At 41.6% G+C, this 26,238-nt stretch carries 29 protein-coding genes and 3 pseudogenes; 2 read left to right on the top strand and 30 right to left on the bottom strand.

Annotated elements, in window-relative coordinates:
• Positions 1–11: 11 nt before the first annotated feature.
• The 23 genes from ahrC to BM195_RS00960 form a co-directional block, all read right to left on the bottom strand.
• On the bottom strand, positions 12–461 hold the full coding sequence (gene ahrC, locus BM195_RS01070) for a transcriptional regulator AhrC/ArgR (protein ID WP_090232327.1): 450 nt from the start codon (positions 459–461) through the stop codon (positions 12–14).
• A 23-nt stretch (positions 462–484) separates the two neighbouring features.
• The gene (locus BM195_RS01065) at positions 485–1,312 is read right to left on the bottom strand and encodes a TlyA family RNA methyltransferase (protein WP_090232324.1); all 828 of its coding nucleotides are present in this window, start codon (positions 1,310–1,312) and stop codon (positions 485–487) included.
• 50 nt (positions 1,313–1,362) lie between these two features.
• Entirely contained in the window at positions 1,363–1,956 is a 594-nt protein-coding gene (locus BM195_RS01060) for a hypothetical protein (protein ID WP_090232321.1), read from the bottom strand.
• A 751-nt stretch (positions 1,957–2,707) separates the two neighbouring features.
• A complete protein-coding gene (locus tag BM195_RS01055; RefSeq protein ID WP_425283887.1) occupies positions 2,708–3,592 on the bottom strand; it encodes a polyprenyl synthetase family protein in 885 nt (294 codons plus the stop codon).
• 2 nt (positions 3,593–3,594) lie between these two features.
• The gene (locus tag BM195_RS01050) at positions 3,595–3,828 is read right to left on the bottom strand and encodes an exodeoxyribonuclease VII small subunit (RefSeq protein ID WP_090232316.1); all 234 of its coding nucleotides are present in this window, start codon (positions 3,826–3,828) and stop codon (positions 3,595–3,597) included.
• Positions 3,812–5,170 carry an exodeoxyribonuclease VII large subunit gene (gene xseA / locus BM195_RS01045; RefSeq protein WP_090232315.1) on the bottom strand — a complete coding sequence of 453 codons (1,359 nt, stop codon included), beginning with the start codon at positions 5,168–5,170 and terminating at the stop codon, positions 3,812–3,814. Before xseA ends, BM195_RS01050 begins: the two co-directional genes overlap by 17 nt.
• Positions 5,160–6,020 (bottom strand): bifunctional methylenetetrahydrofolate dehydrogenase/methenyltetrahydrofolate cyclohydrolase FolD, encoded by an 861-nt coding sequence (folD, locus tag BM195_RS01040; RefSeq protein WP_090232312.1) that lies wholly within the window; start codon positions 6,018–6,020, stop codon positions 5,160–5,162. Before folD ends, xseA begins: the two co-directional genes overlap by 11 nt.
• A gap of 15 nt (positions 6,021–6,035) precedes the next feature.
• Positions 6,036–6,416: a transcription antitermination factor NusB gene (nusB, locus tag BM195_RS01035; protein ID WP_090232310.1), complete on the bottom strand. Its 381-nt coding sequence runs from the start codon at positions 6,414–6,416 to the stop codon at positions 6,036–6,038.
• Positions 6,417–6,617: 201 nt separating this feature from the next.
• Positions 6,618–7,004: an Asp23/Gls24 family envelope stress response protein gene (locus tag BM195_RS01030; protein WP_090232307.1), complete on the bottom strand. Its 387-nt coding sequence runs from the start codon at positions 7,002–7,004 to the stop codon at positions 6,618–6,620.
• Positions 7,001–8,365 (bottom strand): acetyl-CoA carboxylase biotin carboxylase subunit, encoded by a 1,365-nt coding sequence (gene accC, locus BM195_RS01025; RefSeq protein ID WP_090232304.1) that lies wholly within the window; start codon positions 8,363–8,365, stop codon positions 7,001–7,003. Before accC ends, BM195_RS01030 begins: the two co-directional genes overlap by 4 nt.
• Before the next feature lie 13 nt (positions 8,366–8,378).
• Positions 8,379–8,882: an acetyl-CoA carboxylase biotin carboxyl carrier protein gene (gene accB, locus BM195_RS01020; RefSeq protein WP_090232301.1), complete on the bottom strand. Its 504-nt coding sequence runs from the start codon at positions 8,880–8,882 to the stop codon at positions 8,379–8,381.
• 227 nt (positions 8,883–9,109) lie between these two features.
• A complete protein-coding gene (locus BM195_RS01015) occupies positions 9,110–9,685 on the bottom strand; it encodes a SpoIIIAH-like family protein (protein WP_090232298.1) in 576 nt (191 codons plus the stop codon).
• A gap of 12 nt (positions 9,686–9,697) precedes the next feature.
• Positions 9,698–10,333 (bottom strand): stage III sporulation protein AG, encoded by a 636-nt coding sequence (gene spoIIIAG / locus BM195_RS01010; RefSeq protein ID WP_090232296.1) that lies wholly within the window; start codon positions 10,331–10,333, stop codon positions 9,698–9,700.
• Positions 10,330–10,962 carry a stage III sporulation protein AF gene (gene spoIIIAF / locus BM195_RS01005; RefSeq protein ID WP_090232294.1) on the bottom strand — a complete coding sequence of 211 codons (633 nt, stop codon included), beginning with the start codon at positions 10,960–10,962 and terminating at the stop codon, positions 10,330–10,332. The genes spoIIIAG and spoIIIAF overlap by 4 nt, the downstream gene beginning before the upstream one ends.
• Positions 10,963–10,972: 10 nt before the next feature.
• On the bottom strand, positions 10,973–12,172 hold the full coding sequence (gene spoIIIAE / locus BM195_RS01000; RefSeq protein WP_090232291.1) for a stage III sporulation protein AE: 1,200 nt from the start codon (positions 12,170–12,172) through the stop codon (positions 10,973–10,975).
• A gap of 20 nt (positions 12,173–12,192) precedes the next feature.
• Complete coding sequence (spoIIIAD, locus tag BM195_RS00995) at positions 12,193–12,585, bottom strand: stage III sporulation protein AD (RefSeq protein ID WP_090232289.1); 393 nt, start codon at positions 12,583–12,585, stop codon at positions 12,193–12,195.
• A 6-nt stretch (positions 12,586–12,591) separates the two neighbouring features.
• Entirely contained in the window at positions 12,592–12,798 is a 207-nt protein-coding gene (spoIIIAC, locus tag BM195_RS00990) for a stage III sporulation protein AC (RefSeq protein WP_090232287.1), read from the bottom strand.
• A gap of 19 nt (positions 12,799–12,817) precedes the next feature.
• Positions 12,818–13,330 carry a stage III sporulation protein SpoIIIAB gene (gene spoIIIAB / locus BM195_RS00985; RefSeq protein WP_090232284.1) on the bottom strand — a complete coding sequence of 171 codons (513 nt, stop codon included), beginning with the start codon at positions 13,328–13,330 and terminating at the stop codon, positions 12,818–12,820.
• Positions 13,275–14,252 (bottom strand): stage III sporulation protein AA, encoded by a 978-nt coding sequence (spoIIIAA, locus tag BM195_RS00980; RefSeq protein WP_090232282.1) that lies wholly within the window; start codon positions 14,250–14,252, stop codon positions 13,275–13,277. Before spoIIIAA ends, spoIIIAB begins: the two co-directional genes overlap by 56 nt.
• 140 nt (positions 14,253–14,392) lie before the next feature.
• Positions 14,393–14,950 carry an elongation factor P gene (gene efp / locus BM195_RS00975; protein WP_090232279.1) on the bottom strand — a complete coding sequence of 186 codons (558 nt, stop codon included), beginning with the start codon at positions 14,948–14,950 and terminating at the stop codon, positions 14,393–14,395.
• A gap of 19 nt (positions 14,951–14,969) precedes the next feature.
• Entirely contained in the window at positions 14,970–16,031 is a 1,062-nt protein-coding gene (locus tag BM195_RS00970) for a M24 family metallopeptidase (RefSeq protein WP_090232276.1), read from the bottom strand.
• Between the two features lie 15 nt (positions 16,032–16,046).
• Positions 16,047–16,481, bottom strand: a complete 435-nt coding sequence (gene aroQ, locus BM195_RS00965; protein ID WP_090232274.1) for a type II 3-dehydroquinate dehydratase — start codon at positions 16,479–16,481, stop codon at positions 16,047–16,049.
• Between the two features lie 91 nt (positions 16,482–16,572).
• The gene (locus tag BM195_RS00960; RefSeq protein WP_090232272.1) at positions 16,573–17,091 is read right to left on the bottom strand and encodes a YqhR family membrane protein; all 519 of its coding nucleotides are present in this window, start codon (positions 17,089–17,091) and stop codon (positions 16,573–16,575) included.
• 291 nt (positions 17,092–17,382) lie between these two features.
• On the opposite strand from BM195_RS00960, the gene BM195_RS00955 reads away from it, so the two are divergent.
• Positions 17,383–17,757: an SA1362 family protein gene (locus BM195_RS00955; RefSeq protein ID WP_090232268.1), complete on the top strand. Its 375-nt coding sequence runs from the start codon at positions 17,383–17,385 to the stop codon at positions 17,755–17,757.
• Between the two features lie 106 nt (positions 17,758–17,863).
• On the opposite strand, the gene BM195_RS00950 is transcribed toward BM195_RS00955, so the two are convergent.
• The 5 genes and pseudogenes from BM195_RS00950 to BM195_RS00930 form a co-directional block, all read right to left on the bottom strand.
• Positions 17,864–18,751 (bottom strand): patatin-like phospholipase family protein, encoded by an 888-nt coding sequence (locus tag BM195_RS00950; RefSeq protein WP_090232265.1) that lies wholly within the window; start codon positions 18,749–18,751, stop codon positions 17,864–17,866.
• Positions 18,752–18,833: 82 nt separating this feature from the next.
• Positions 18,834–19,253 carry a transcriptional regulator MntR gene (mntR, locus tag BM195_RS00945; RefSeq protein WP_090233171.1) on the bottom strand — a complete coding sequence of 140 codons (420 nt, stop codon included), beginning with the start codon at positions 19,251–19,253 and terminating at the stop codon, positions 18,834–18,836.
• Positions 19,254–19,491: 238 nt separating this feature from the next.
• A pseudogene (locus BM195_RS00940) lies at positions 19,492–20,610 on the bottom strand (hypothetical protein); the annotation flags it as partial.
• A 256-nt stretch (positions 20,611–20,866) separates the two neighbouring features.
• Positions 20,867–21,514: pseudogene (locus BM195_RS00935) on the bottom strand (response regulator SirA); the annotation flags it as partial.
• Positions 21,515–21,823: 309 nt separating this feature from the next.
• A pseudogene (locus BM195_RS00930) lies at positions 21,824–22,618 on the bottom strand (ribonucleotide reductase N-terminal alpha domain-containing protein); the annotation flags it as partial.
• Positions 22,619–23,010: 392 nt separating this feature from the next.
• On the opposite strand from BM195_RS00930, the gene BM195_RS00925 reads away from it, so the two are divergent.
• A complete protein-coding gene (locus BM195_RS00925) occupies positions 23,011–23,382 on the top strand; it encodes a rhodanese-like domain-containing protein (RefSeq protein WP_090232256.1) in 372 nt (123 codons plus the stop codon).
• Positions 23,383–23,436: 54 nt separating this feature from the next.
• Here the strand turns inward: BM195_RS00925 and gcvPB are convergent, their stop codons facing one another.
• Both gcvPB and gcvPA read right to left on the bottom strand, forming a co-directional pair.
• A complete protein-coding gene (gcvPB, locus tag BM195_RS00920) occupies positions 23,437–24,894 on the bottom strand; it encodes an aminomethyl-transferring glycine dehydrogenase subunit GcvPB (RefSeq protein ID WP_090232254.1) in 1,458 nt (485 codons plus the stop codon).
• The gene (gcvPA, locus tag BM195_RS00915) at positions 24,887–26,236 is read right to left on the bottom strand and encodes an aminomethyl-transferring glycine dehydrogenase subunit GcvPA (RefSeq protein ID WP_090232251.1); all 1,350 of its coding nucleotides are present in this window, start codon (positions 26,234–26,236) and stop codon (positions 24,887–24,889) included. Before gcvPA ends, gcvPB begins: the two co-directional genes overlap by 8 nt.
• Positions 26,237–26,238: the final 2 nt, after the last annotated feature.

Here is a 26,238-nt window from a genome sequence, read left to right as displayed (position 1 = left end):
TCACCCCATCATCAAAGCATACTTAAAAAACGCTGCTGAATGGCAGCTGAGTCATCCTCCGTTCTGCAAATAATCAGGCAAGTATCATCACCGCAAATGGTGCCCATAATTTCATTCCAATCCAGATTATCAATCAGTACACCGATAGCATGTGCGTTGCCAGGCAACGTTTTTAAAACAATGAAATGGCTCGTATGCTCAATTTTCACAAATGCATCCCTGATTAAGCGCTTTAATTTATCTAACGGATTAAAACGCTGATCCGCAGGCAAACTATATTTATAACGGCCGTTGGATGTGGGTACTTTAACGAGATGCAAATCTTTAATATCACGGGAAACGGTAGCCTGAGTCACATTATAGCCGAGCGATTTCAACTCATCGACAAGCTCGTCCTGCGTTTCTACTTCGTTATTCGTTATGAGTTCGCGTATTTTAATATGGCGCTGAATTTTACTCATGGGAGGCCTCCAATACTGACCCGTCATTTAATGTCTTTTGTGTGAAACGTATGGTGTGCGTTTTCCACTAAGTTATTTATTTCTACATTTGTCATTCCAATTCCTGCTTTATCTTTTTTCCAGCCTAAATGAGCTAAAAATTCGATGTTGCCGTCACCACCGGTTATTGGCGAATAAGTCAAATCAAACAGCTGATACCCTTCCTCTTCGGCAATCATTACAATTTTCTCCAAGACACCAATATGTATGCTTTTGTCACGGACGATTCCTTTATTTCCAACCTGATCACGTCCGGCTTCAAACTGCGGCTTGATTAAGGCGATCACATCGCTGTCCGATTGGAGCAGCTGACTCAACACAGGCAAAATCAACCTCAGGGAGATAAATGATACATCAATCGTCACAAAATCAGGTAGGCCATGCCCGATCATATCCGGTGTAACATAGCGGAAATTCGTTCGCTCCATTACAATGACCCGGTCATCATTTCGAAGTTTCCAATCCAGCTGGTTGTAGCCAACATCAATGGCATAACAAAGCTTCGCACCATGCTGTAGTGCACAATCCGTAAAACCCCCGGTAGATGAACCGATATCCATCATAATCCTGTCTTTTAACGTGATGGAAAAATGCTTTAATGCTTTTTCGAGTTTTAACCCGCCACGTCCGACATAAGGCAATAATTTCCCTTTAACAGTTAAAGGAATGGACGCTTCAACTTTCGTGCCAGGCTTGTCCAGACGTTGCTGCTCTGTGAAAACCAGTCCAGCCATAATAATCCGTTTTGCTTTCTCCCTGGTGTCGGCCAGGTTTCGTTCCACCAGCAAAATATCCAAACGCTTTTTTGTCATAACTGATACCCTTTGTCCTTAAATTTGATTGCTGCGTTAAAAAACGCAAATTATTTTTTGGCTTCCTTACTTTCATTAGGAAGGAGGCGAATTTTTAAATTTTTTTCAATAAAGGCGATCACTTTCCCGGCAAAAAAAATAAGCTCGGTTGATGCGTTAATCGCGACATATTTGCCTACTGCTTTGCCGCCAACAGTCAATGCCGCAACAAGGCTCGCCAGTACAACAGATAGAACTATCTGAAGTGAAGAACCATCACCCTGATTAAACAAGTCGGCAATTTGCAATACGACTGTTGCCGACGCTGTACCACTGACCACACCGGATATATCCCCAATTACATCATTACAAAAACTGGCAAATTTATCAGCATTCCGTATAATATTCACTGCTTCTTTTGCACCGGTAACCTTTTCCGCTGCCATAGCGTGAAATGGCTTTTCAACAGCCGAAGTGGCAGCTATTCCCATCATATCAAAGATAACCCCTACAAACACGATGATAAACACGATTAATAATCCGAATATCCAGATCACATTACTGAGAATCGATTCGGAAACAACTGAAAAAATAGCCGCTAGCACAAACGTGATAACGGCAATACTAACACTGAATTTTAAAGATTTTTTAGTTTGCGGCTTCATTTTTACCCCTGTTTAATCATTTATGTACAGACAGGAATGGTCATTTAAAAGGTAAAAACTGCGGCTTAGGTCCAGTAGGTTTTCCCAAGCGGATGCCCTATGTTGCCATAAAGGTGGTTCCCCTTTAAATCCGCCTCGACATCGTTGCCGAATGCCGGACTGGATTGCCACTTAGTCCGCACTATAATGCCTTTTAAATGTCATAGAACAGTCTAGGAGTTTTCCTCAACAGCCTTTGACCGCTCCCTAGCCTCTTTTGCAGTGATGATTTCATAGGGACCATAGACCATCCAGTGGCCACCTGGAATCGTCGATTAAAACCCTAATCCCCTCACCACCACTCAAGGCAGGCTACGCTGTAAATAAGGTCACCCTAACCCTATTCCACAGGTTCATACCCCATTCCATAATGGAATCTAGCTTAGATCACACTACAGAGATGGGCCTCCACGGTAATCGGGTCAACGCCCACATGCCTTTGCGGATCGCCCGAAAACCTTAACTCCCAGCACCGACCCAAGGCTGGGCGCCTCAAGCCGGCACAAGGAACTTCATCGATGTGCCCTATGGCGGATTTTTAGGCCCGCCTTCAGGAACGGAGGGCTGACTAGAATACTGCACCATTCCACTTATGAGTATATTATAACATATTGTATAACAAAATACTAATCAAGTGAAATTTTTATCAGTAAGGTTATGCACAGAATACAGCGAGCCTAGCGTTGAGCAGGTTCCAGAAGTTGACAGCCGATTAATGATCACGGCTACTGAAATAATCGGCCAGCGACATCAGATAGGATGATTCGGCATTCGCATCATACAATGCTTTATTTGCCTTTTTGACATAATACTTCTTCTTTTCAATTGCTCCTTCAAGCCCTAATAATTTAACGTATGTATTTTTTTCATTTGCTTCATCACTGCCGACAGGTTTTCCGGTTTTCCCTGGTTCACCGGTTACATCCAGGATATCATCCTGCACCTGAAAAATGAGTCCGAGGTAATGGGCAAATTCATCTAAATGAACAATTTGCTCGTGTGTTGCCTCACCAAGATAAGCTCCTGATCGAATGGCATAACGGAATAACTCCCCTGTTTTAAGCGTATGGATTGTTTCCAGCTCCTCAAGTGAAACAGCTTTTTTCTCGGCTTCTATATCAAGTATCTGTCCGGCCACCATCCCTTTAGGACCGCTTGCCTCTGAAAGGAGCTGAACGAGGTGTATCTTTTGCTGATCTGTTAAATGGGGATCATTTATAATGAGTTCAAAACTGAATGTCAATAAAGCATCACCAGCCAAAATAGCCGTAGCTTCATCATACTTTTTATGATTTGTGGGCTGTCCGCGCCGGAGGTCATCGTCATCCATCGCCGGCAAGTCATCATGAATCAGGGAGTACGTATGGATCATTTCTAGTGCGACGGCTGGTGAGAGTGCTTTATTTAAATCATGATTGTATGCATTATAACTTGCCATGAAAAGAACAGGTCTCAGCCGTTTCCCCCCCGCTTGTATCGAATAAATCATCGAAGCCTTCAGTCGTTCAGGTACATCCAGCTGGTGCAAATGATGGCGGAGTTCATGTTGAATCAGCTCTTTATTTGTATTGATAAAGTCGTTAAGTTCCTGCTGCACGATCATTCTTCCTCCTGTATTTCAAACGTTTCAAATTGTCCCTGCTCGTTCATGATTTTAGTCATCTTTTCCTGAACATTGGTTAATTTATCGTTACACACCTTAGAAAGATGCATACCTTCCTGATAATATGAGATTGCTTTTTCTAAAGGCACATCTCCTTTTTCCAGTTTTTCCACAATCTTCTCCAATTCGAGCATAGCCTCTTCAAACGAAAGGTTATTCTCCTGCTCCATTATTTTCCTCCTTTATATCCAATACCCGGCATTGCAATTTTCCATCAGATAACCTGACTGCTATTTGGTCTGATTCAGCTACATGCCGAACAGATTTAACCAGTTGGCCTGATGACGTATACGTAATGGCATAACCGCGCTTCATCGTTTCAAGCGGGTTCAACAGTGACAATTTTTCAATGACATTTTGCAGCCTGGCTTCTTTTTGCTCTAACTGTTTCGTCATCAAATGATTGATTTGTTTTGTAAATTGTTTCAGTTCCTTATTGGTACGGTCGATTTGCCTGCTGGGATGAAGAGCGAGCAGCCGAGCATTTAAATGTGTCAATAAATCATGTTTTCGCCGCCATTCACGGCTAAAAGCCTTTTCCAGACGCTCTACATTTTTATCCAATTCCTGTTCTTTTTGCACGACCAATTGTTCAGGGTAACGAAATGCGTATGACTGCTTCATTCGATTTAACGTTTGCCTTGATGCTGATATCTGTTCACTGACAATGCGTGTTAATGAACGCTGGATGCTGTTTATTTTATCCAACAGTTCCAGCTGAGATGGAACTGCAATCTCAGCAGCACCTGTTGGCGTCGGTGCTCTTACATCAGCTACATAATCACTGATCGTAATATCTGTTTCGTGTCCGACTGCCGAAATGACAGGGATCGCAGCATGAAAAATCGCATCGGCCACGATCTCCTCATTGAAACTCCACAACTCCTCAATCGAACCCCCGCCCCTGCCAACAATCAAAACATCACAATTGATTTGCTGACTCGCCCGATCAATGGCTTCAGCAATGGACTGTGGTGCGTTTTCACCCTGTACAAGGGCAGGTATAATGGTTGTTTGTACGATTGGATATCTGCGTTTAATTGTTGTAATGATATCACGTACAGCTGCTCCTGTAGGTGATGTAATAATGCCAATATGTTCAGGAAACGCAGGCAGTTCTCTTTTTGCCTGTTTATCAAAATAACCTTGTTTATGTAATTTTTCTTTTAATTGTTCGAAAGCCAAATAAAGTGATCCAACTCCATCCGGCTCCATTTGTTGAATATACAGCTGGTATTGTCCGAATTGTTCAAATACACCGATTTCTCCACGTATCAGCACATTCATCCCATTTTCCGGCCGGAATCTTAGTCCGCGGTTATTGCTTGCAAACATAACCGCCTGAATACGGGTATGATCATCTTTGATCGTTAAATACATATGACCGCGGCTATGGTGTTTAAAGTTTGATATTTCCCCTTTCAGCCATATATTCTTTAAATGCGGGTCTGTTGTAAATTTACGTTTTATATATCTGGTAAGAGCTGTTACCGTTAAATATTTATCCTCCAAGGTATGACAGTCCTTTAGCAGCTTTAATCGTATTTGAGAGCAGCATCGTAATTGTCATGGGTCCTACCCCTTTTGGAACAGGTGTTATGTAAGATGCCTTCTCAGCTGCTGATTCAAAGTCCACGTCCCCTGTTAGTGTCCCATCGTTCAGACGATTGATGCCAACGTCGATAATTACTGCACCTTGCTTAATATGTTCAGATCGAATAACATTCGGTTTTCCGACAGCAACAATAAGAATGTCGGCGTCGGCAGTAAAGCTAGTCAGATAGCTGGTTTTTGAGTGGCAGTACGTAACGGTTGCATGTTCATTCAGCAGCAGTTGTCCCACCGGCTTTCCGACAATATTACTCCGTCCGATGACAACAGCGTGTTTTCCTTCCAATTGGATGCCGTATGAATGGAGCATCGTTATAATCCCATACGGTGTACAAGGCAAAAACGTGTCATTGCCTGTCATCATTTTACCAATATTAATCGGGTGGAATCCATCAACATCTTTGTCAGGATTAATGGCTTCAATAATCCTCTGTTCATGAATATGTACCGGAAGTGGAAGCTGCACGAGTATGCCATGAACTGTTTTGTCGCTGTTCAACTCGTAAATTTTTTCCAGCAGTTTGTCCTCTGAAGTTGATGATGGCATTTCTATAATATCGGAAGAGATACCTGTTTCAGCTGATGCTTTCTTTTTTCCGTTTACATATGATTTTGATGCAGGGTCATCTCCAACTATAATGACTGTTAAATGTGGAAAGATTGCCTGGTCCTTCAATTGCGATACTTCCCTTGTCATTTCTCCCCTGAGTTTATGAGCAAGTGCTTTTCCGTCAATTACGTCAGCTGTCATAGCTTCATCCCCTCTCTATGCTAAAAATTTGGCCAGAACTCCATTTACAAACTTTCCGGATTTTTCATCCCCATATAAATGAGCAAGTTCTACGGCTTCATTGATAGCCACATTTTCCGGTATATCTTCCATATACCTAATCTCGTAAACAGCCATGCGCAGGATTGTTTTTTCCACAGAAGCAATCCGGTCAATGGTCCATTTCTCCATATGTTCTGCGATTGTTTGATCAATCATATTTTTATGTTCGGCTACACCTTCAACAAGACTTTTTAAATAAGAATCGACCTCTAAAGATTCTGGATGATCCTTCATGGCCTGTTCAGGATGTTTGTCGTTCATGTCCAACTGAAACAGTATTTGAAATGCTTTTTCTCGTGCTGCGTGACGATTCATCATGCATAGCTCCTTTGATTGATATCTCATTCAAATCATAACACGATTGCAACCCTAAAGCCACAATGAAAATGAACCATATAATGAAGAAAAACTCCGCATTCGCCTCGTCTCATACGAATGCCGAAGTTTTTTATAAGGTACCATGTATATACTTTCCTGGCGTTACAAAAGAAGGTCAAAAGACGTTCTCTTTTGACCTTACTCGTTTTCTTCTGTACCTTCCATATGAACACCGACGACGTGGATATTGATTTCATCAATTTCCAATGCTGTCATATTTTTTAATGTTTGACGGATATTTTCCTGTAGCTGCTGCGCCACCTTAGGTATCGAAACACCGAAATTCAGCACAACAAACAAGTCGATCAGGATACCGTTTTCAGTAAGTTCAACTTTAACTCCCTTACCATGTGATTTTTTACCAAATCGTTCTACAACACCTGTAGCAAAGTTTCCGCGCATGGATGATACGCCATCCACTTCAGATGCCGCAATGCCTGTTATGACTTCAATAACTTCCGGGGCAATCTCTACGCTTCCCAGATTTGTATCATCACTTACATTCAGCAAAGGCTGTTCACTCATCTATCATCATCCTTTTCTGTTATCAGATTTTCCTCAAGGAATTTCGTGTTAAAATCACCATTCACGAAAACAGCGTGCTCCATGATTTGACGATGAAACGGAATGGTCGTATCAACACCTTCAACAACGAACTCATCCAGTGATCGTTTCATTCTGTCAATGGCTTCTTTCCTTGATTTTCCGTACGTAATTAATTTTGCCACCATGGAATCATAAAATGGCGGAATGCTATAGCCGGGATAAGCTCCTGAATCGATCCTTACTCCTAAACCGCCTGGAGGCAGGTACAAATCTATTTTACCCGGGGATGGCATGAAATTTTTAAACGGACTTTCCGCATTAATCCGGCATTCCATAGCCCATCCATCAAACTCGATATCGTCTTGCTGGAAAGATATTTTTTCATGGTTGGCTATTTTGATCTGCTCTTTGATTAAGTCAACTCCGGTTACCATTTCGGTTACAGGATGCTCTACCTGAATCCTTGTATTCATTTCCATAAAATAAAATGACTGTGTTTTTCTGTCAAAAATAAATTCAATTGTTCCTGCACCGACATAGTCAACAGCTTCAGCAGCCTTCACAGCAGCTTCTCCCATTTCCATGCGGATCTCGGGTGTCAAAGCAGGTGATGGCGTTTCTTCGATTAATTTTTGGAGTCTTCGTTGAATCGAACAGTCCCGCTCGCCAAGATGCAGGGTATTCCCATGCTGATCAGCCAGCACCTGGATTTCCACATGACGAAAATCCTCAATAAATTTCTCCAGATAAACACCCGGGTTACCAAACGACTTTTCTGCTTCTTCCTGTGTCACGCGTACGCCTTTAATCAGGTCTTCTTTTGTTTTGGCAACACGGATTCCTTTACCTCCGCCACCTGCAGTTGCTTTGATGATGACCGGATAGCCTATCTCATCGGCTATTTTGGTAGCTTCCTCTTCATTTTCAACAATTCCTTCCGATCCCGGTACGATTGGTACATCAGCTGCTTTCATTGTTTCCCGAGCTACATCTTTGATCCCCATCTTTTGAATGGCTTCGGCGGAAGGGCCGATAAATGTGATGTTACATGCTTTACAAATCTCGGCGAAATCAGCATTCTCTGCAAGAAATCCGTACCCGGGATGAATCGCATCAACCTCGGTCAGTGTCGCGACACTCATGATGTTCGTAAAATTTAAGTAGCTATCTTTACTGAGCGATGGACCGATGCAGTATGCTTCATCAGCCAGTTGCACGTGCAGAGCATCCTTATCCGCTTCGGAATAAACAGCAACAGTTGCAATATTCATTTCTTTACAAGCCCGTATGATGCGAACCGCTATTTCCCCTCTGTTCGCAATGAGTACTTTTTTAATCACCCGTGACATCCCCTTACTTTGTCTTCACTCTGAATAATGGCTGACCGTATTCCACCAGTTCACCATCATCTGCCAAGATTTCCGTTATTTCTCCGTTTGTTTCAGCTTCGATTTCGTTAAATAATTTCATTGCTTCTACAATACAGACAACGGTGTCTTTCTCAACCTTTGATCCTTGCTGAACATACGTATCACTTTCCGGGTTTGGTTTAGCATAAAATGTCCCCACCATCGGGGAAACGATCTCATGATCAAAATCGGCTTGTGTGTCTGCAGCAGTTTTTTCTGTTAGAATACTGTCTTCTTTTTGTTCAGCATGGATTTCCGGTTCTGCAGACTTGACCGTTTCAGTCGATCTCTCGATTGTCTCGGCCGGCTTAGCATTTTCGGCAGTAACCGGATTGTCACTTGATTTTTTCATCGTAACACTTGTTCCGTCTGCTTCATAAGTAAATTCATCAATTGATGACTGATCGATGAGTTTTATTAATTCACGTATTTCCTGTACTTTTAACATGTCCTGCACCCTTTCATTTCTCACAGATTAATAACAGGTACTAATAACTCCATTTAACATTTTACGATAATTTTAATGAAAACATCAACCTGAAATCATCGCCGTTTTGGAAACCGTTTTTTTATGTAAACCGTTTCAGCATAAACATTATATCAATCTTCTGCCATTTATGCGAATATATAAATAAAAACCGGGTGTGATGTGCACCCGGTTTTGATGATAACTGTTCAGCCCTCCACTGGCTGATAGATTACATCCACTGTAATCTCTCCAAATTCATCTTGGACCATTTGCATGATATTAACGACTTCTGAATCGCTTAACTGTTCCGTTTCCTTAACGTGAACATGAACTTTACCATCCTCATGTCGGACAAGAACATCGCTGTAATCAGCTGCTGAGAGAATGGAGTCTTCCAAAAGAGATTCTTTTCTCGAGACCTCATCCAGCTGATTCATCTCTTCTCTTGCTTCATTCTTTTCTTCAACACTTGCGGTACTTGAAGCAACAACATCGTCCAACCGATCCTTCGTCTCACTCCGCTCATCCTGAATTTCCATCCGTATGTTGGTAAACAGTTCATCTTCTCCTAAATTGGAAATATCACCTACGTCTGCATCCGTATCTTCTTCAGTTCCCTCTTCATCTGACGCATCAGATGAAGTTGTTTCCTCGGAGGCATTTTCTCCTTGATCGAAATAAGCGAGATCACCACTATTTCCGGGCGATGTCATGTAATAAACACTCAGTACAATCATCAAACTTAACATTGTCAAAAGCCAGACCGTCTGTTTTTTTAACATTATGATACCCTCCTAATTTTTTGGCATTACAGAAACTCTATGTGTTGGAACATTAAGCACACGGGAAATTGATTCTACCACCCATTGTTCGACTGTTGCATGATCAACTCCTTTAGCGACAACAAAGACCCCCCTTACATCCGGTTTTTCTGTCCGGATAAGCAGTGGAACTTCTTTGTCCCCTTGGTTCACTAAGACTACTTGTGTCTCTTTTTGACTATCTTCAATATCTCTTGTACCGCCGTTTGTGTCCGATTCTTCTGTTATTTGTTGGCCCGTTATCAGATTTTTTTCATACACTTTCACTTTGGTTGATTCAAGATTCACCATCACTTCTGCCTCTGACACACCTTGTATCTGGTTGAGCATTGCTTGAAGGTCGTCTTCATAACTAGTTTCGATTTCATTTACATCGGACGTTTCGGATGCCTTATCTGAGAATGTTTCATCTGCTGTTTGTTCTTCCGTATTGTCCTGCTCATAATTAATGGATGAATCATCATCCGTTTCTTCCGTTGATGAAAATACATTGCCGATGATAATCAACAGCAACCCAATTAATCCGATGACAATAATATAGCCTGCTTTTTTCGGCGGCTTATCAGTTGAATCTGAGTTCCGCAGTATTTTTTTTAATTGATTTTTCAAGATGACCCTCCCTCCTCAATAATGGTGATCTTTTCTTTTTCCACATCCCACAAGGTATGCAGCAGCTGTTTAATTCCTTCCACATCGAATTCTGTTTCATTTTCTGAAGGCTCATCTGTATTAATAACTACATCTTCAACAATATCCACTCCCCCCTCCCCTGGTTCTGATTCCTGTAAAGTTACAGTGACTTCATTCAATTTTTCATCCATATTGTCATATGTAAGATCAGCCTCGTTAGAAAATTGGAAATCAATATGCGTTATTTCCTGCTGATATTCCTGTTGTAAAGAACTGTTTGCCACATCTTTCAGTTGGACAGCCATTTGTTCTAAAATATATGCATGTTGGGAGGCTTGTATTTCATTTTTTTGTGTTTTCATTAAATTTTCTGTCTGACCAATTTCATTCTGCTCATTTTCAACTTGAGCCATCGAGCCCTCCAGTGCCTGTCTGACGTCCATATCAAATAAATAAAATACCGGTTTTAAAAAAATGAGAATTAAGATCAGGCCAACTGCCAATTTGACATATTTTTTCATGGAAGTTGCAGGAACTAGTAAATCAACGATAGATGCCAGCAGCAAAAAGATAATGATTTGTGTGACCCAGTCAATCAGTATATCCATTTTTCCACCCCTAACGCAGGAGAATGGTTATATTACTTGCAACGACTAAAATGACAATTGACAGGAAAAACATGAGTGTTACAACCAAAAGACAGGCAAGAATTAATACGATATATTTACTGATCGTATCTAATGTTGTGATTACCGGCCCATCACCGACCGGCTGTAATATCGCTGCAGCCAGCTTGTATATCAGCGCAATGGCAAAAACTTTAATAGCCGGAAATATGGCGATCAATATAATAATCAATACACCGACAATTCCAACAGCATTTTTTAACAATAACGATGCGCTTAAAATCGTGTCGGTCGCATCCGTGAACGTCCTTCCGACTACCGGGATAAAATTGCCGGTAATAAATTTGGTTGTTTTCATCGCCACACCATCCTGTACTGCACTTGATGCACCTTGTACTGACATGACACCTAAAAATATGGTTAAAAAAACACCCAGCGTTCCCATCCCGGCTTGTTTGAATAAATTTGCCAGATTCGTAACCTTATAATTGTCATTTAAGCTGCTGACAATTAATAATAGTGCAGACAGAAATAATAATGGCAAAATAAATTTAGAGACAAGCACGCCACTCAAGTTAATAAGAAATATAATAATCGGGTGAAAGAATGAAACCGTGATAACATTGCCAAGGGTGGCCATAATCCCCAGAATAAGCGGCAATAAAGCAATCATGAAACTGCTCATTGTGTCGATGGCATCATTTGCATAGGAAACCGCCAAATAAAAGCTATTCAGAGCCAGATATATGAGTACAATATAGACAACATAATAGGCTATCTTGCTGATGGCACTTTTTTCAAAAGCCGTATGCATCGTTTGCAAAATAATCGAGAATAAGGTCAGCATGAGCAAAGTGCCTAATAATTTTCCATTCAGAATCAGTTCATGCAGTAAATATTCAACGAGACCCGATAATGTATTTTTAATGGAAAAAGATTCATTATCTTTAATAAATTCATAAATACTCGTTTTTTCAAGTTCCGGTACATAGCCGCCGTAATCATTTACAAGCCTGCTCCAGTATGATTGAACACCATCAAGCTCAACATCATTCAGTATTTGTTCCTCGATATCTTCCGGATTCAGTTCTTCCTCTTCTTCTGCAGCCGAAACAGTCATTTGACCCATAAGGAGTAACAGCAGAATGAAAGCAATTCCGGCTATCCGTTTTTTTTGTTTCACTCGGCGCATTACTCCTTTCCTGGACTGTGTCAAACAGAATCGACGAAACTTAAAATGGCTTCGATAACCGCCGTAATGATGGGAATAGCCAGCAAAAGTATGGATATTTTTCCTGCAAGTTCAATTTTGGCTGCTACTGACTGGAGTCCAGCATCCTTGGTAAGGTTTGCACCAAGCTCAGCAATGTAGGCTATCCCAATGATTTTTAGAATGGTTTCCATATACATGCCATCAACATTTGCTTTATTTCCCAATGACTCAATCAATTGAAAAATAACACCAATTTGTTGAATGATAACCAAAAAAATCAGGATAGTCGTTATAAGCACTATAAAAAATGCAAAGGAAGCATTGAGTTCTTTCAATATGATGTAAAGAATACTAGCAATGATTCCAATCACAACAATTTGAATGATATCCATTGATGACTACCCCTGGAAAAGGAATACGGATTTAATCTGCTGAAATAGATCGGAAAGGCCGTTAATGACGATGACCAATACAATAATAAAGCCCACCAGTGTCGCAAATTGTGCAATTTCTTCCTTCCCCATCTGCTTCAATATCGTGTGAATTAATGCAACAATAATGCCGATCCCTGCAATTTGAAATAATATGGATGCATCAAGAGCCATTGAAGTACTCCTTTCCCTGCTAAATAAGCAACAATACGACGAAGATACCGCACAAGAGACCCAAACTTTTTGCCATTTTACTGTATTTATACTGCTGGTCTCTGGCTTCATCCAGCTCGCGGTCCAGGTGTTTAATCGTCAAATGAATATGTTTTTGCTGCTGGTCAAAATCATGCTGTCCGAGTGTCCTGCCAAACTGTTTCAAAATTTCACCTTCATTGGAACCAAGTGCTGACATATCAATTAGCTCATCCGTATGCTTATTCCAGACACTGTATAGATCAACATGATACTGACGCAGCGAAACCTCTAAATCGTTAAAATATGAGCTTATCGGCTGCGGAATTTGTTTTGCTATGATCGCAAATACTTCCGGCAGCGGTAATTGACTATAAAGAATTTCTGCCTCCAGAATTTGTAAAGCATTTTTCATTTGTCTGATATGTTGTGGTCTTTCATTCAATTTTTTACTGATATCAAATCCTACCAGTGTTGTGGTCCCGATGAAAAGAAGCGCGCCAATCCACTGCATTCGTTACGCACCTCGGTTTCTGCAAAAGATTTTCCCCACTTTGGTTATAAATACGCTGAATGTCACCAGGTTTATGCTGCTTGTCCAATAAGACAAAACGATGAAAAACTTGTTGGGCAAATAACGGCCGTAAAGACGGGCGCTTTTGCAATGCCTCCAGCGAATTGCCGTGAATAGTGCATATGACAATCACCCCAGCATTCATGGCTTCCATTAAAGCTCCCACATCAGACTCACTGCCAATTTCATCGACAACCAGTATTTCCGGGGACATTGATCTGATCATCATCATCATCCCCTCATCTTTTGGGCAGGCATCCATCACATCCGTCCTGATCCCTAAATCATGTTGCGGGATACCTTTTTTTGAACCGCCAATTTCGGACCGTTCATCGACAACTCCGACTTTTTGTGCGTCTGCTTTTTCCCAGCCTGTACCAATCAGGCGGGCCAAATCGCGAATTAAAGTCGTCTTGCCCGTTTGCGGCGGACCAATCATCAGTGTATTGAGATATTGATGGTGATGAAGATACGGAATAAGTGGCAGTGCCGCACCGATTTTTTGTTTGGCAATCCGAATGTTAAAAAAAGCGATATACTGGATTGCCTTAACTTGTCCATGCAATGTATTCACTTTGCCTGATATCCCGACACGGTGTCCGCCTTCGATGGTAACGTATCCTTCACGCAATTCGTCCTCCATCCGATAGAGGGAAAATTCACTCAGCTGATTCAGTACAAATATACTGTCGTTCCTGTCCGGCCTTACACTGTAAAGCCATTCTGCATGGTCGTCAAAAACCAGTTCAATTGGCTGCTGCAGCCTGAGCCGGATCTCCTGTATCCTGTCCCAGCGGTTATCAATCCTTTTTTTGACTGCCTGTCTTATCGACTCTGGGAATAAACCTAATATTTCTTCCATCACAAGTCCTCACCTTTACAATGCTTGTTAGTAAATGTATGTCGGGAAAAACAAATTATGACCCCGATATGCAATAAAAAGCGCATTAAAAAAGCGACCCCGCATACAGGATCGCTTCGCTTGGACAATGGATTATTTAACTAAGCTCTGGATACATATTTACCTTCCGTAGTACTGATCACCAGCACATCACCTTCATTGATAAAGAGTGGCACCTGAACAACATAACCAGTTTCCAGTGTTGCAGGTTTTGTTCCTCCGCTCGCTGTATCCCCTTTCAAGCCCGGCTCAGTTTCCGCTACAGTTAATTCCACATTTTTCGGAAGATCTACACCGAGTACTTCACCTTCATATGTGATAATGGACACTTCCATATTTTCCTTCATGAAGTTTAACTCATTTTTAATCTGGCCTGTTTGCAGTTCCACCTGCTCATATGTGTTCGTATCCATAAATGCATGACTGCTGCCGGATGCGTATAAATATTGCATCTTTCTGTTTTCAATATGGGCTTTATTAACCTTTTCACCGGCACGGAACGTTTTCTCCTGGATATTGCCATTCCGTACATTCCTAAGTTTGGATCGGACAAAAGCAGCACCTTTTCCTGGTTTGACGTGCTGGAACTCCATCACTTGCCAAGCATCATTATCAATTTCAATCGTTAAACCAGTCTTAAAATCATTTACTGAAATCATATCAAAATCCTCCTTTGGCTTATAGCTGGATAAATGCTTTCGTTGCCTGTGTCAGCCGTTCATTGGCTGATTCTATTATAACGATATCATCTTCAATACGGCAGCCGCCAACATTCGGAATATAAATACCAGGTTCTACTGTGACAACCATTCCAGGTTCCAGCTTTTTGTCAGACCGATATGACAGACCCGGTCCCTCATGCACTTCCATACCAAGACCATGTCCTGTGGAATGGCCAAAGTAATCGCCAAATCCTTTTTCTTTTATATAGTCTCTTGTTAAGGCATCAGCTTCTTTTCCGGTCATACCCGGTTTTATACCGTCAACACCCCGCAGCTGTGCTTCCAGAACAGTGTTGTAGATCTGCTTAAGTTCATCACTGATTTCTCCGACAGCAACTGTTCTGGTCGTATCAGAGCAGTAGCCATTTAACAATGCACCATAGTCCATCGTTACAAGTTCTCCTGACTGAATTGCCTTATCGGAAGCCACACCGTGTGGAAGGGCAGCCCGATAACCTGATGCAACAATAATGTCAAAACTGGAGGAAGTTGCTCCTTGTCTTCGCATAAAAAATTCAAGTTCATTAGAGATGTCCATTTCCTTAACACCTGGCTTAATATAACCCTGAATATGTTCAAATGCCTCATCAGCAATTTGGGCTGCCTGTTTTAATACCGTCAGTTCATCTTCTGATTTGACAAGACGGAGTTTCTCCACCAGTCCGCTTACAGGGGCCAGTTCAGCTTCGAACGTCTCTTGATAAAGCTCATATGTCGAGAAAGTTACGTGCTCTTTTTCAAAACCGATACGTTTTACACCCATTTGCTTTAATTGTTCATTGATTTCCTTATGGATTAATTGTTTATGTTCGACAACTGTAAATCCGGCAGCCTGTTCATTTGCTTGTTCTATGTAACGGAAATCGGTAATGAAGCGCGCATCGTGCTGACTTATCACGGCCGCACCGGCAGTACCGGTGAAACCTGTTATATATCTTCTGTTGATTGGACTGGCAATTAAAATAGCGTCCAGGTTATTTTCGTGTAATTGTTTTCGAAGACTGTTTAATTTCCCCATCAAAATCATACCTTTCTATTTATTTTCCAGGAAGGCTAGTGCTGCGAGCCTATAGCCCTTCTTGCCCAAGCCTGCGATCTGTCCATAACAAACCGATGCAAGCATCGACTGCTGTCGAAAAGATTCACGGCTATGAATGTTTGAAATGTGCACCTCAATGACAGGAATCTGGATTGCGGCAATCGCATCACGTAATGCGATACTCGTATGTGTGTATGCGGCAGGATTAAAAATAACCCCATCATATGAAGATTCATTCGCACGATGCAGACAGTCGATCAGTTCCCCTTCATGGTTCGACTGAAAACAATCCAGGTCACCTTCGTATGCCCGCACTAATTCTGTCAGTTCCTCCTCAATCATCTGTAATGTAAAATTGCCGTAAATGTCTTTTTCTCGTTTCCCAAGTAAATTAATATTTGGTCCATTCATCAGTAAAAGACGGTTCATAGTTACCATTCATCCTTTATCAATCATAATAGTTATGGACTGTTCCAGTTTACCATAAACTAAAACGATTGAATAATGCTAAACTTCGAAATTAGCTTTTTGGTTTCTCTCTTCCTCTTAATTGATGCATTGTTTCATTGTAATCGTATGAAATCGAATAACCAATAAAAGTACCATATAATATATACAAACAGATTGTGGAAACAATCGTATCTCCACTAAAATCCGTCAAATGGGGTATGTTCGGAAAGATTGGCTGAATGACATAAAAAACGATAAACCACAGCACAAGCCCGTATGCAGCACCCATCCAGAGTGAATTTACTTTTTTCAACAGTACAAAGTAAATAAACGCTGTCAGCAATGAAAGAATGCCAATCATTAATATCGACAAAACCGTACCAAGCCAAGTGTCGATCCAGCCTGCCGTAAGCCAGGAACGCAACAGATAACTCTTCGGGGCAACCTCCGAAAAATTAAAATAGTACAAAACGACTCCAAAAAACCCCCCGAGTAAACCGCCAATAAATCCTGTCAACAATGACCTGGACAGAAGGCTCACTGGTTCCTCTTGTTTATGCTGTTCCAATCGTTTATCCTGATTTTCCACTAAAACCACCTCCATTTGTATTGTTACCAATCAACGAAAAACCAATCATGACATTTGCGAAATAGCCCTCTGACAGTGGTTAACTCAACTGTTTTCTAGTAAAATAGAGATATAAATTGTTATCTAAATCATGCATATTTTACACAGGAACGGAAACAATTAAAATAGTATTAATTAAGGGGGAGTACCCTCATTTTATCCTCTAAAAATTTTAGCAATGATGATAAAAATGCGGGAAATAGTGGTATAAATATAATAAGCCATACTGAAACAGGAAAGGAGGAGATTCCAGTGGTTAACAATAAAGGGGCATTGCTGGTCTATGCAATTATAGGTTTGGCCGTAATTGGTGTAATCACACAATTGTTCAGCAATACAGCTTCCTTTCTGACAAATATACTGACGATGCTTGGATTTGGGATTGCTGTCTTTGCGGTAATCTATTTTCTCGTTTTCAGAAAAAGAAATACAGTAAATGATACCAAAAAATATAAGCAGGCAGTTAAACAATCAAAAGCCAAATATAGTCAGCGGCAAAACAAATCAGTTACTTCTTCCAAACATCCGCAGTCGTTTCCTTTGAAAAAGAAACCGAATAAGCGCCCGTCCCATTTACGGGTTATTGATGGGAATAAATCAAAAAGAAAAAACCGGGCCAACTTTTAAAACTGGACCGGTTTTCATTTTTAACGTCAGAGGATATAAATTATGGTTGATCTTATAAAAAAAACTAAGGGTTTCACTACAAAGACTTAGTGAAAGCCAAGTTTTTCTAAGGCCAATGCTTAAGAAAGGCATCAGCTCTTTGGTTTCCAATATAAACCAATCGTTCTTTTTGGTCAGATGTAAGCTTAAAATCTGTTGCAGCAATATGATCCACCGGGATGAAAATAATATTATTCTTGTCTGATTTAGATACATAACGGGCATCATGTGCGTTTAGCATCGTGGAAAATAATGCATGAAACATATCAAGTGCATTCCGGACATCACGTGGTTGATCATGTTCCGCATATCCGCTTAATTTCACCCCTAATACCGGGCGTTTGTTCCGGTTGCTCTTATCCTTAAAAATCCACAGTGGAAAATTGCTTAATAACCCTCCATCCACGATCAAGCTTTTTTTACGCGTTTTCCCAGGCATTTTTTTGGGCATAAAAAAATATGGAAATCCAGCACTCATTCTCACTGCTTTGGCAATTGAAAAATAATCCGGATTAATGCCATAAATTCTTTTCAGATCATCCGGTATGACGACAAGTTTACCGAGCGATATATCACTGACAACCACTTTTAAATAACCAGGCTGCAGATCATGAAAAGTGTATATATTTTTCGCTGCCAACAGATTGTAGATCCAGTTTTCCAGTCTGTTTCCTTTATACAACCCAAGCTGAAAATAAAGATTTAACCATTTGGAGAAGGGGATAATTGTTGTCCATTTAGGGGGGTCCAAAAGCTTTTCAGCATCCAGTTCCTGCACCATTTGATCCATTTCGTCAATTTGATAGTCTGCCGCCAGAAAAGCTGCGATAAGAGCGCCGGCAGATGATCCGGCTACCCTTTCAAATGAATGATTGCACGCGGAAATACGCTGGAGTGCTCCAAGAAAAGCATATGCTTTAACACCACCGCCTGAAAATACACCATCAATTTTCATCTATTCTCTCCCCTATGTGTCTTTATATATATGTAAGAACACATCAGGGTAATTAGAACACAAAATGAATGGATTTGTCTGATTATTCCTCATTTATCTGTATAGTGTTTCGTAAATCATTGACACGTTTATCATCGGCTTTGAAATATTGCACCAGATCACCTATTCTGTCGATGGAATTCCAGCTGAGATGATGTTCTATTCCCTCCACGTCTTCGTATACTTTGTCAATGTCAACACCGATAATCTCCAAAAATTCTTCCAGTAATTCATGTCGGTAAACAAGCCGTTTACCAAGCTTTTTTCCTTTCGGTGTCAAAATAAATCCTCTATATTTTTCGTAATTAAGGTATCCATCCTTGTCCAGTTTTTGAACCATTTTTGTGACAGATGACGGGTGTACCAATAATGCTTCAGCAATATCGGAAACACGGGCATATCCCTTTGATTCCATCAAATTGTGGATCTGTTCAATATAATCCTCCATGCTTGGCGTAGGCATCGAATCACTCACTTCATAGGAATAATTTTTTATCGAATGCAACAATGTTTCTCCCTAAAAGCATACAGGATATCTGCTGTAGAGACAAGTTCTTACATTAACTCAAACTAAAAGAGGAACCGGTCGCTAATCCGTTCCTCTTTTAGAATGAGTTTATTCCGCCTTAACAGGCAGTAAGACATGCATCAAGATTCCAATGAAAATGTAAATCTAATTGCCTGTAAAGGTCTGATTCACTTTATAATCCGCATTTAAGCTGAGCGCCGCAGCTTGTACATGTATTGCAGCCCCCGATGTCCTCGACACTTCCTTTCCGGCATACTGGACAGGTGTCGCCTATCTCCGATCCGATCGTGACATTCGTCTTGTCCAATTCCTGAATCGTATCCATCAGGACTACTTTTGGCTTCTCGTCTTCAAAAAGCTCCGTTTGTTCACTAAAAGCATTTTCTTCAGCTTTCAGTGTCAATACTTGTGTGTCTCGGCTTCCGTCAACATAAACGGTTCCTCCTTTTGCACCGCCGTTGTATAATCTGCGGTAGACACTCTCCACCTGGTCAACGGTATAGCCTTTTGGAGCATTCACTGTTTTGGAGATGGAGCTGTCCACCCATCCCTGGATAACACATTGGGTATCTGCATGCTCTTCTGGTGTCAAATCCATCGCTGATACGAACCACTCCGGAAGATGTTCCGGATCTTGATCAGGGTGGTCATCCAGGTACTCCTGAACAATATCTGCATGAACTTCGATAAATTTGCCTAACCGGCCGCTTCTGAAATAGGAAAAGGAGAAATAAGGCTCCAGTCCTGTACTGACTCCGGCCATCGTTCCCGTAGATCCAGTCGGTGCAACGGTTAGCAAATGTGAGTTGCGAATGCCATACTTAAGAATATTCTCTTTGATGTCTGCCGGCATTTTTTGCATATAACCGGTGTTAACAAACGACTCACGCAAATTTTTCGTTTCTTCATCAGTATCTCCGACCAAAAACGGGAAGCTCCCTTTTTCTTTTGCCAGTTCAATTGATTCACGGTAGGCCGTTGTTGCAATCGTTTCAAAAATGTTATCAATCAGCTCATTGCCTTCCGCTGATCCATATTTTGTCTCGCAATAAATCAATAAATCGTGCAGTCCCATCACACCCAGGCCGACACGCCGTTCACCGAGTGCCTGTTTTTTATTTTCTGCCAGGAAATATGGTGTTGCATCTATGACATTATCCTGCATGCGTACACCTGTTTTGACGGTTTGCTTCAATTTTTCATAGTCAACTGTTTTCGTCGTTTTGTCAGCCATCTCGGCTAAATTCACCGCTGCAAGGTTGCAGACAGAATAAGGTGCGAGCGGTTGTTCCATCTGTTATATTCCAGGCTCTTTATCCTGGACTTCTCCACTTTTCAATGGAGTGTCGGACTATCTCTTTACTTCGACTTATCGCTGCCGAAGCATCGGACGCTCGTGGCCATTTCATCACTGTTCTAGTGGTGTATGACTAGTCTCTGAACCTTCCAGCCATCCCTGGCTAGCTTGGCTGCTGATCGGCTTAGGTTAAACCCCGTAGCTTCCCAGCAATTCATCCGATTTTTTTACGTGAGGCAAACGAAGCGACTTTACCACACGGGTTGGTTGCAACGACCTGATCGCCATAGGACTGCGCGTTTGTCATTTCATTGGCATTGTCAATAAAGAAAATGCCCGGTTCAGCTGAATATGTCGCACAAATGTTGATCAGGTTCCATAATTCTTTTGCTTTGATCCGGCGATAGACCCGAACTCCATAGCCCATTTCCTCCCATTTTCGTACATCACCGACCTCATGCCACTGTTCATTGTACGCCTTCATTTCTGTTTCCGTATAATTCTCAACATCCGGAAAGCGCAGTTCATAAACGTCATCATTTTCCACAGCATTCATGAAATCTTTTGTGATGCAGACAGAAATGTTGGCACCGGTTAAAAACTCCGGATTGTGCACATCATACGTTCCACCTGTTGCCAATTTTTGTTCCGCTTCACGTATGGCAGCATTGCTAAAACCGCCTAATCCCGGCATTGACCGGTAATTGACGATTCCCTGGTAAAGGTCGGATTCAGTTTTAGTCAATGGCGTAAATTTCAGCTTTTCCTGTGCCAGCTGCTTAATCTGTTCATCTTTTGTATTTTCGATCAAGTACCGCAAAATTCGCGGGTTCTGCATTTTTGAGATGATAAATTCGATAATGTCCGGATGGGTATCGACTAACATGATCATTTGAGCCAATTTGTTGTGTTGATTCGTTACATCAACTCTCCAGGTCACCCTGGAGTTCAGACCATATCTTGCACATTACTAGTGTGCCCTCGCGCTTCGAAATCACTTGATTTCTACTCTACTCGCTTTCGTTTTTACGTGCTTTCGATGGTCGTTGAACCTTCTTCCATACGAAGCTTGGCTGCTGGTTGTCTTTCTCCACTTGTTGTTTTTACGCCTTCACGCTTACCGTTTCCAGTTACGTTGTGGCCAACAAGTCATAAAAGGGTTCCCAGCAATTCACGAGGTTTTTTTATAGACGAGGCACTTCGTTTTACCACGTCTTGATCCGCCCTGTTCCACAAGATGTGTCAGCTTGGCAATGTCATCAAGCCAGGAGACAGAGCCGGATGACTTTCCGTTCACGCCTCTTGCCAGCGTGTTTCGCGGTCTTAGTGTCGAACCGTTTGTACCGACACCGCCCCCCCGTGACATAATCTCCATCACCTGCTTGCGGTGATCCGATATGCCTTCACGTGAATCTTTAATATAAGGCATCACATAGCAGTTAAAATATGTTACATCAGTTTCAGCTCCTGCCCCATAGAGAACACGGCCTGCAGGAATAAAGTTCATACTGCCAAGTTCCTGTTTGAACTTTTCATACCATTCATCCTGTTTTACTTGCGTTGTCTCAACGTTTGCCAGGCCTGCTGCATTACGTTTGGCAATCTGTTCATAATAAATTTCCAACGGCTTATCAATCACATCAAGTGACCGTCTGATAACACCTGTGGAAGCTTCCTCTTCATCATCTAGTACAGAGACAAACTCAGAATCTACCTGAATCATAGCTTCCTTGTTAAGCCAATCAATAGATTTTATAAATCCAAGACCCCGGGCAGGAAACTTGGGATCAGCCTTTACGGTTAATACAACAAAATCCCCTGCTTTTAAAGTGATCTTTCCGGTATCTTTAAACGCATACCGATCGAGCATAACCAGCCGTGACACACCTTTGTGCGTCAGCTTCATATCGTTTGTAATCGGATGTACTTGCGGGAATTGTTCTATATCTTCATTTAACATTTGTACATCGATATGCAGCTGATTTTCAACAGCAGTCGACATTTTGGATTCACTCCCTTTTATGAATATGCTAGTATTAACATACCACATTTCGAATCAATAAAACAATATATAGTATATAAATTTTTGAAACAATACAATATATGGCGTTTGATGCAAAAAAGTCACGGTTTGTCAATCACAGGAAAAGACTAATATACCAAGAAAGAAAAAGCAAAATCAAGTTAAGTGCAAAAAATACAGCTTTTTTAACTTTTTTCAGAAGTTATACGCTTCATGAAAAGATTGCAAATCCGTAATAATTGGCGAATCCCGGCAAAACCTTATCACAAACAAGCAAACAAGATCAGCCTGTAAAGAAAAATACTTTGAAAAATATTACAAACCGCCATATAATAGACAAAGGAAAGAATTAGATTAACGGGGGATTCATGATGGAAATTTTAATAATAGCGCTTGTCATTCTCTTGGCAGTAGGTATGTTCCGGTATTTCAGACAAAAAAACTTCCTGAAAGTATTAACAGAAGACCAGTTCCGGGAAGGGTACCGAAAAGCACAGCTGATTGATGTGCGTGAACCGAATGAATTTGAAAAAGGCCATATCCTTGGTGCAAGAAATATCCCACTGACACAGATGAAACAACGGCTTGTGGAACTTAGGAAAGATAAACCAGTATACCTGTACTGCAAGGGTGGATCCAGATCGGCCAGAGCTGCCCAGCTGCTCCATAAAAAAGGCTATAATGATATCAATCAGCTTAAAGGCGGCTTTAAAAAATGGACCGGAAAGGTAAAAACAAAGTAATTTAATATTCATTCACTACTATAAATGGACGGGGAACAAAATCCCCGTCCATTCTTATGATTGATAACGCAAAATTGGTTTCCGTGCAGCAGTTGTTTCATCCATCCGTTTGACTGGTGTCGTATGTGGCGCTTCCTGTACCAGTTCGGGGTCAGTTTTTGCTTCCTCTGAAATCTGCATCATGGCATCGATGAAACCATCCAATGTTTCTTTCGACTCGGTTTCAGTCGGTTCAGTCATCATCGCTTCTTCCACATTGAGCGGAAAATAAATTGTCGGCGGATGGCAACCATAGTCCAGCAACCGTTTGGCTATATCCAATGTGCGCACACCCAGCTGTTTCTGTTTTTTGCCAGATAAAACAAATTCATGCTTGCAATGTTGCTGGTAAGGCAATTCGTATTCTTTTTCCAATTTGCGCATTAAGTAATTCGCATTCAATACGGCATATTCGCTTACTTTCTTAAGTCCTTCAGCCCCCATTGTACGGATGTACGTATAAGCCCGCAAATTAATACCGAAGTTGCCATAGTACGGTTTTATACGGCCGACTGATTCAGGCCGGTCATAATCAAATAAATATTGATGATTTTTTTTGACAAGCAATGGTTTTGGCAAGTATGGTGCAAGTTCACTTGTAACACCGACTGGCCCTGATCCCGGACCACCGCCGCCATGGGGACCAGTAAATGTTTTGTGCAAGTTCAAATGAACAACGTCAAATCCCATATCACCAGGTCTGGCATAGCCCATAATCGCATTCAAGTTTGCACCGTCGTAGTAAAGCCTCCCGCCTGCGCTATGGACAATCTCTGCCATCTCCACAATTTCAGTTTCAAACAGGCCCAGTGTGTTCGGATTTGTCAGCATCAACGCTGCTGTCTCTTCATCAACAACACGTTTTAAATCCTCCAGATCGACTAAACCTTTTTCGTTTGATTTAACTGTTACCGACTCAAATCCGGCCACTGTTACAGAAGCCGGATTGGTGCCATGAGCAGAATCCGGGACAATCACCTTTGTCCGGTTATAGTCGCCGTTTGCCTCATGAAGCGCACGAATCATCATCAGACCAGTCCACTCACCCTGTGCACCAGCTGCCGGCTGCAACGAAACTTCATGCATTCCGGTAATTTCAGCAAGAGACGTTTGCAGATCATACATTACGCCCATGGCACCTTGCACAGTTTTCGGATCCTGATAAGGGTGAAGGTGGCTAAAGCCATCAAGACGTGCAACATCTTCATTTATTTTTGGGTTATACTTCATCGTGCATGATCCAAGCGGATAAAATCCTGAATCCACGCCATAGTTGCGCTTTGATAATGCCGTATAATGGCGCATAATATCCAGTTCGCTCACTTCCGGCAGTTCAGGCGCTTCCCTGCGAATATAAGGGTCTTCAAAACCGCTTTCCAAATCAGTTTCCGGAACATCCAATTCCGGCAAACTATAGCTTGTTCTTCCTTCTTTACCACGTTCAAAAATCAACGGAAAATCTGTTTTAGCCATGGATATCCCCCAATTCTTTAACAAACGTATCAATTTCTTCTTTTGTCCGGTTTTCAGTGACTGCCAGTAACATATGATCTTTCAACTCTGGATAAGTCATTCCAAGATCATATCCGCCAATAATACCGCTATCTAAAAGTTTTTCATTGATATTTGCGACACTTTCCGGAAGTCTGACAACCAGCTCATTAAAAAATGGTCCTGTAAAAACGACCAGTATTCCGGCTGCCTCCAACTGCTGTTTGGCATAACGCGCCTTCTGCATGTTCAATACAGCCATTTTCCGGAGACCACGCTTACCGATCGAACTCATGGCAACAGAACTGGCCAGAGCATTTAATGCCTGATTAGAACAGATGTTGGAGGTTGCTTTGTCACGTCTGATATGCTGCTCCCTTGCCTGCAGTGTCAGTACAAACCCACGTTCACCATCTTCATCTGTTGTTTGGCCGACCAATCGTCCTGGTACCTTTCGTTTCAATTTATCTGTTGTTGCAAAATAGCCACAATGCGGCCCGCCGAATTGGGAGGGAATACCAAATACCTGTGTATCACCGACAACAATATCGGCACCGAAATCACCAGGTGGGGTCAAATAACCCAATGCGAGTGGATTGCTGGAAACAATAAACATCGTCTTTTTCTGCTTCCGAATCATTTCATTTACGTCATTCAACGGTTCAACCTGACCGAAAAAGTTGGGATACTGCATAACAACGCTCGCTGTATTTTCATCAAGTTCATTGTTTAACTGCTCCAGATTAGTTAATCCTTTATCATACTCAATTTCAACAATTTCAAGGTTTTGCCCTCTGGCATAGCTGTGAATAACGGCTCTTGATTCCGGATGAACTGTTTTAGATACAATGATTTTCTTCCGTCTGGTCTGACCTGCACTCAATGTAACCCCTTCTGCCAGAGCTGTTCCACCATCATACATTGAGGAGTTTGCAACTTCCATTCCGGTCAGTTCACAGATCATCGTCTGAAACTCAAAGATCGCTTGCAGTTCCCCCTGGGAAATTTCCGGCTGGTAAGGTGTATAGGCTGTATAAAATTCCGAACGTGATATAACATGATCAACAACAGACGGGATATGATGATCATAAACACCTGCACCGAGAAATGAACTGTATGCTTTCAAATTGGCATTTTTCCCTGCCATGTCTGTCAGCTCTTTCATTAAAGCCGATTCATTTGCCGGCTTTTTCAACTGTAATTCCTGTTTAAACCGCACCTCATCTGAAATATCGGAAAATAGTTCTTCGGTGGACTCGACACCAATAGCAGCCAGCATCTCCTGTTTATCTGTGTCAGTCATTGGCAAATAACGAAATTCCATGT

The sequence above is a fragment of the Lentibacillus halodurans genome (genome assembly GCF_900112045.1).
GTDB classification, from domain to species: Bacteria; Bacillota; Bacilli; order Bacillales; family Amphibacillaceae; genus Lentibacillus; species Lentibacillus halodurans.
This window is presented reverse-complemented; position numbering and strand designations above follow the sequence as displayed.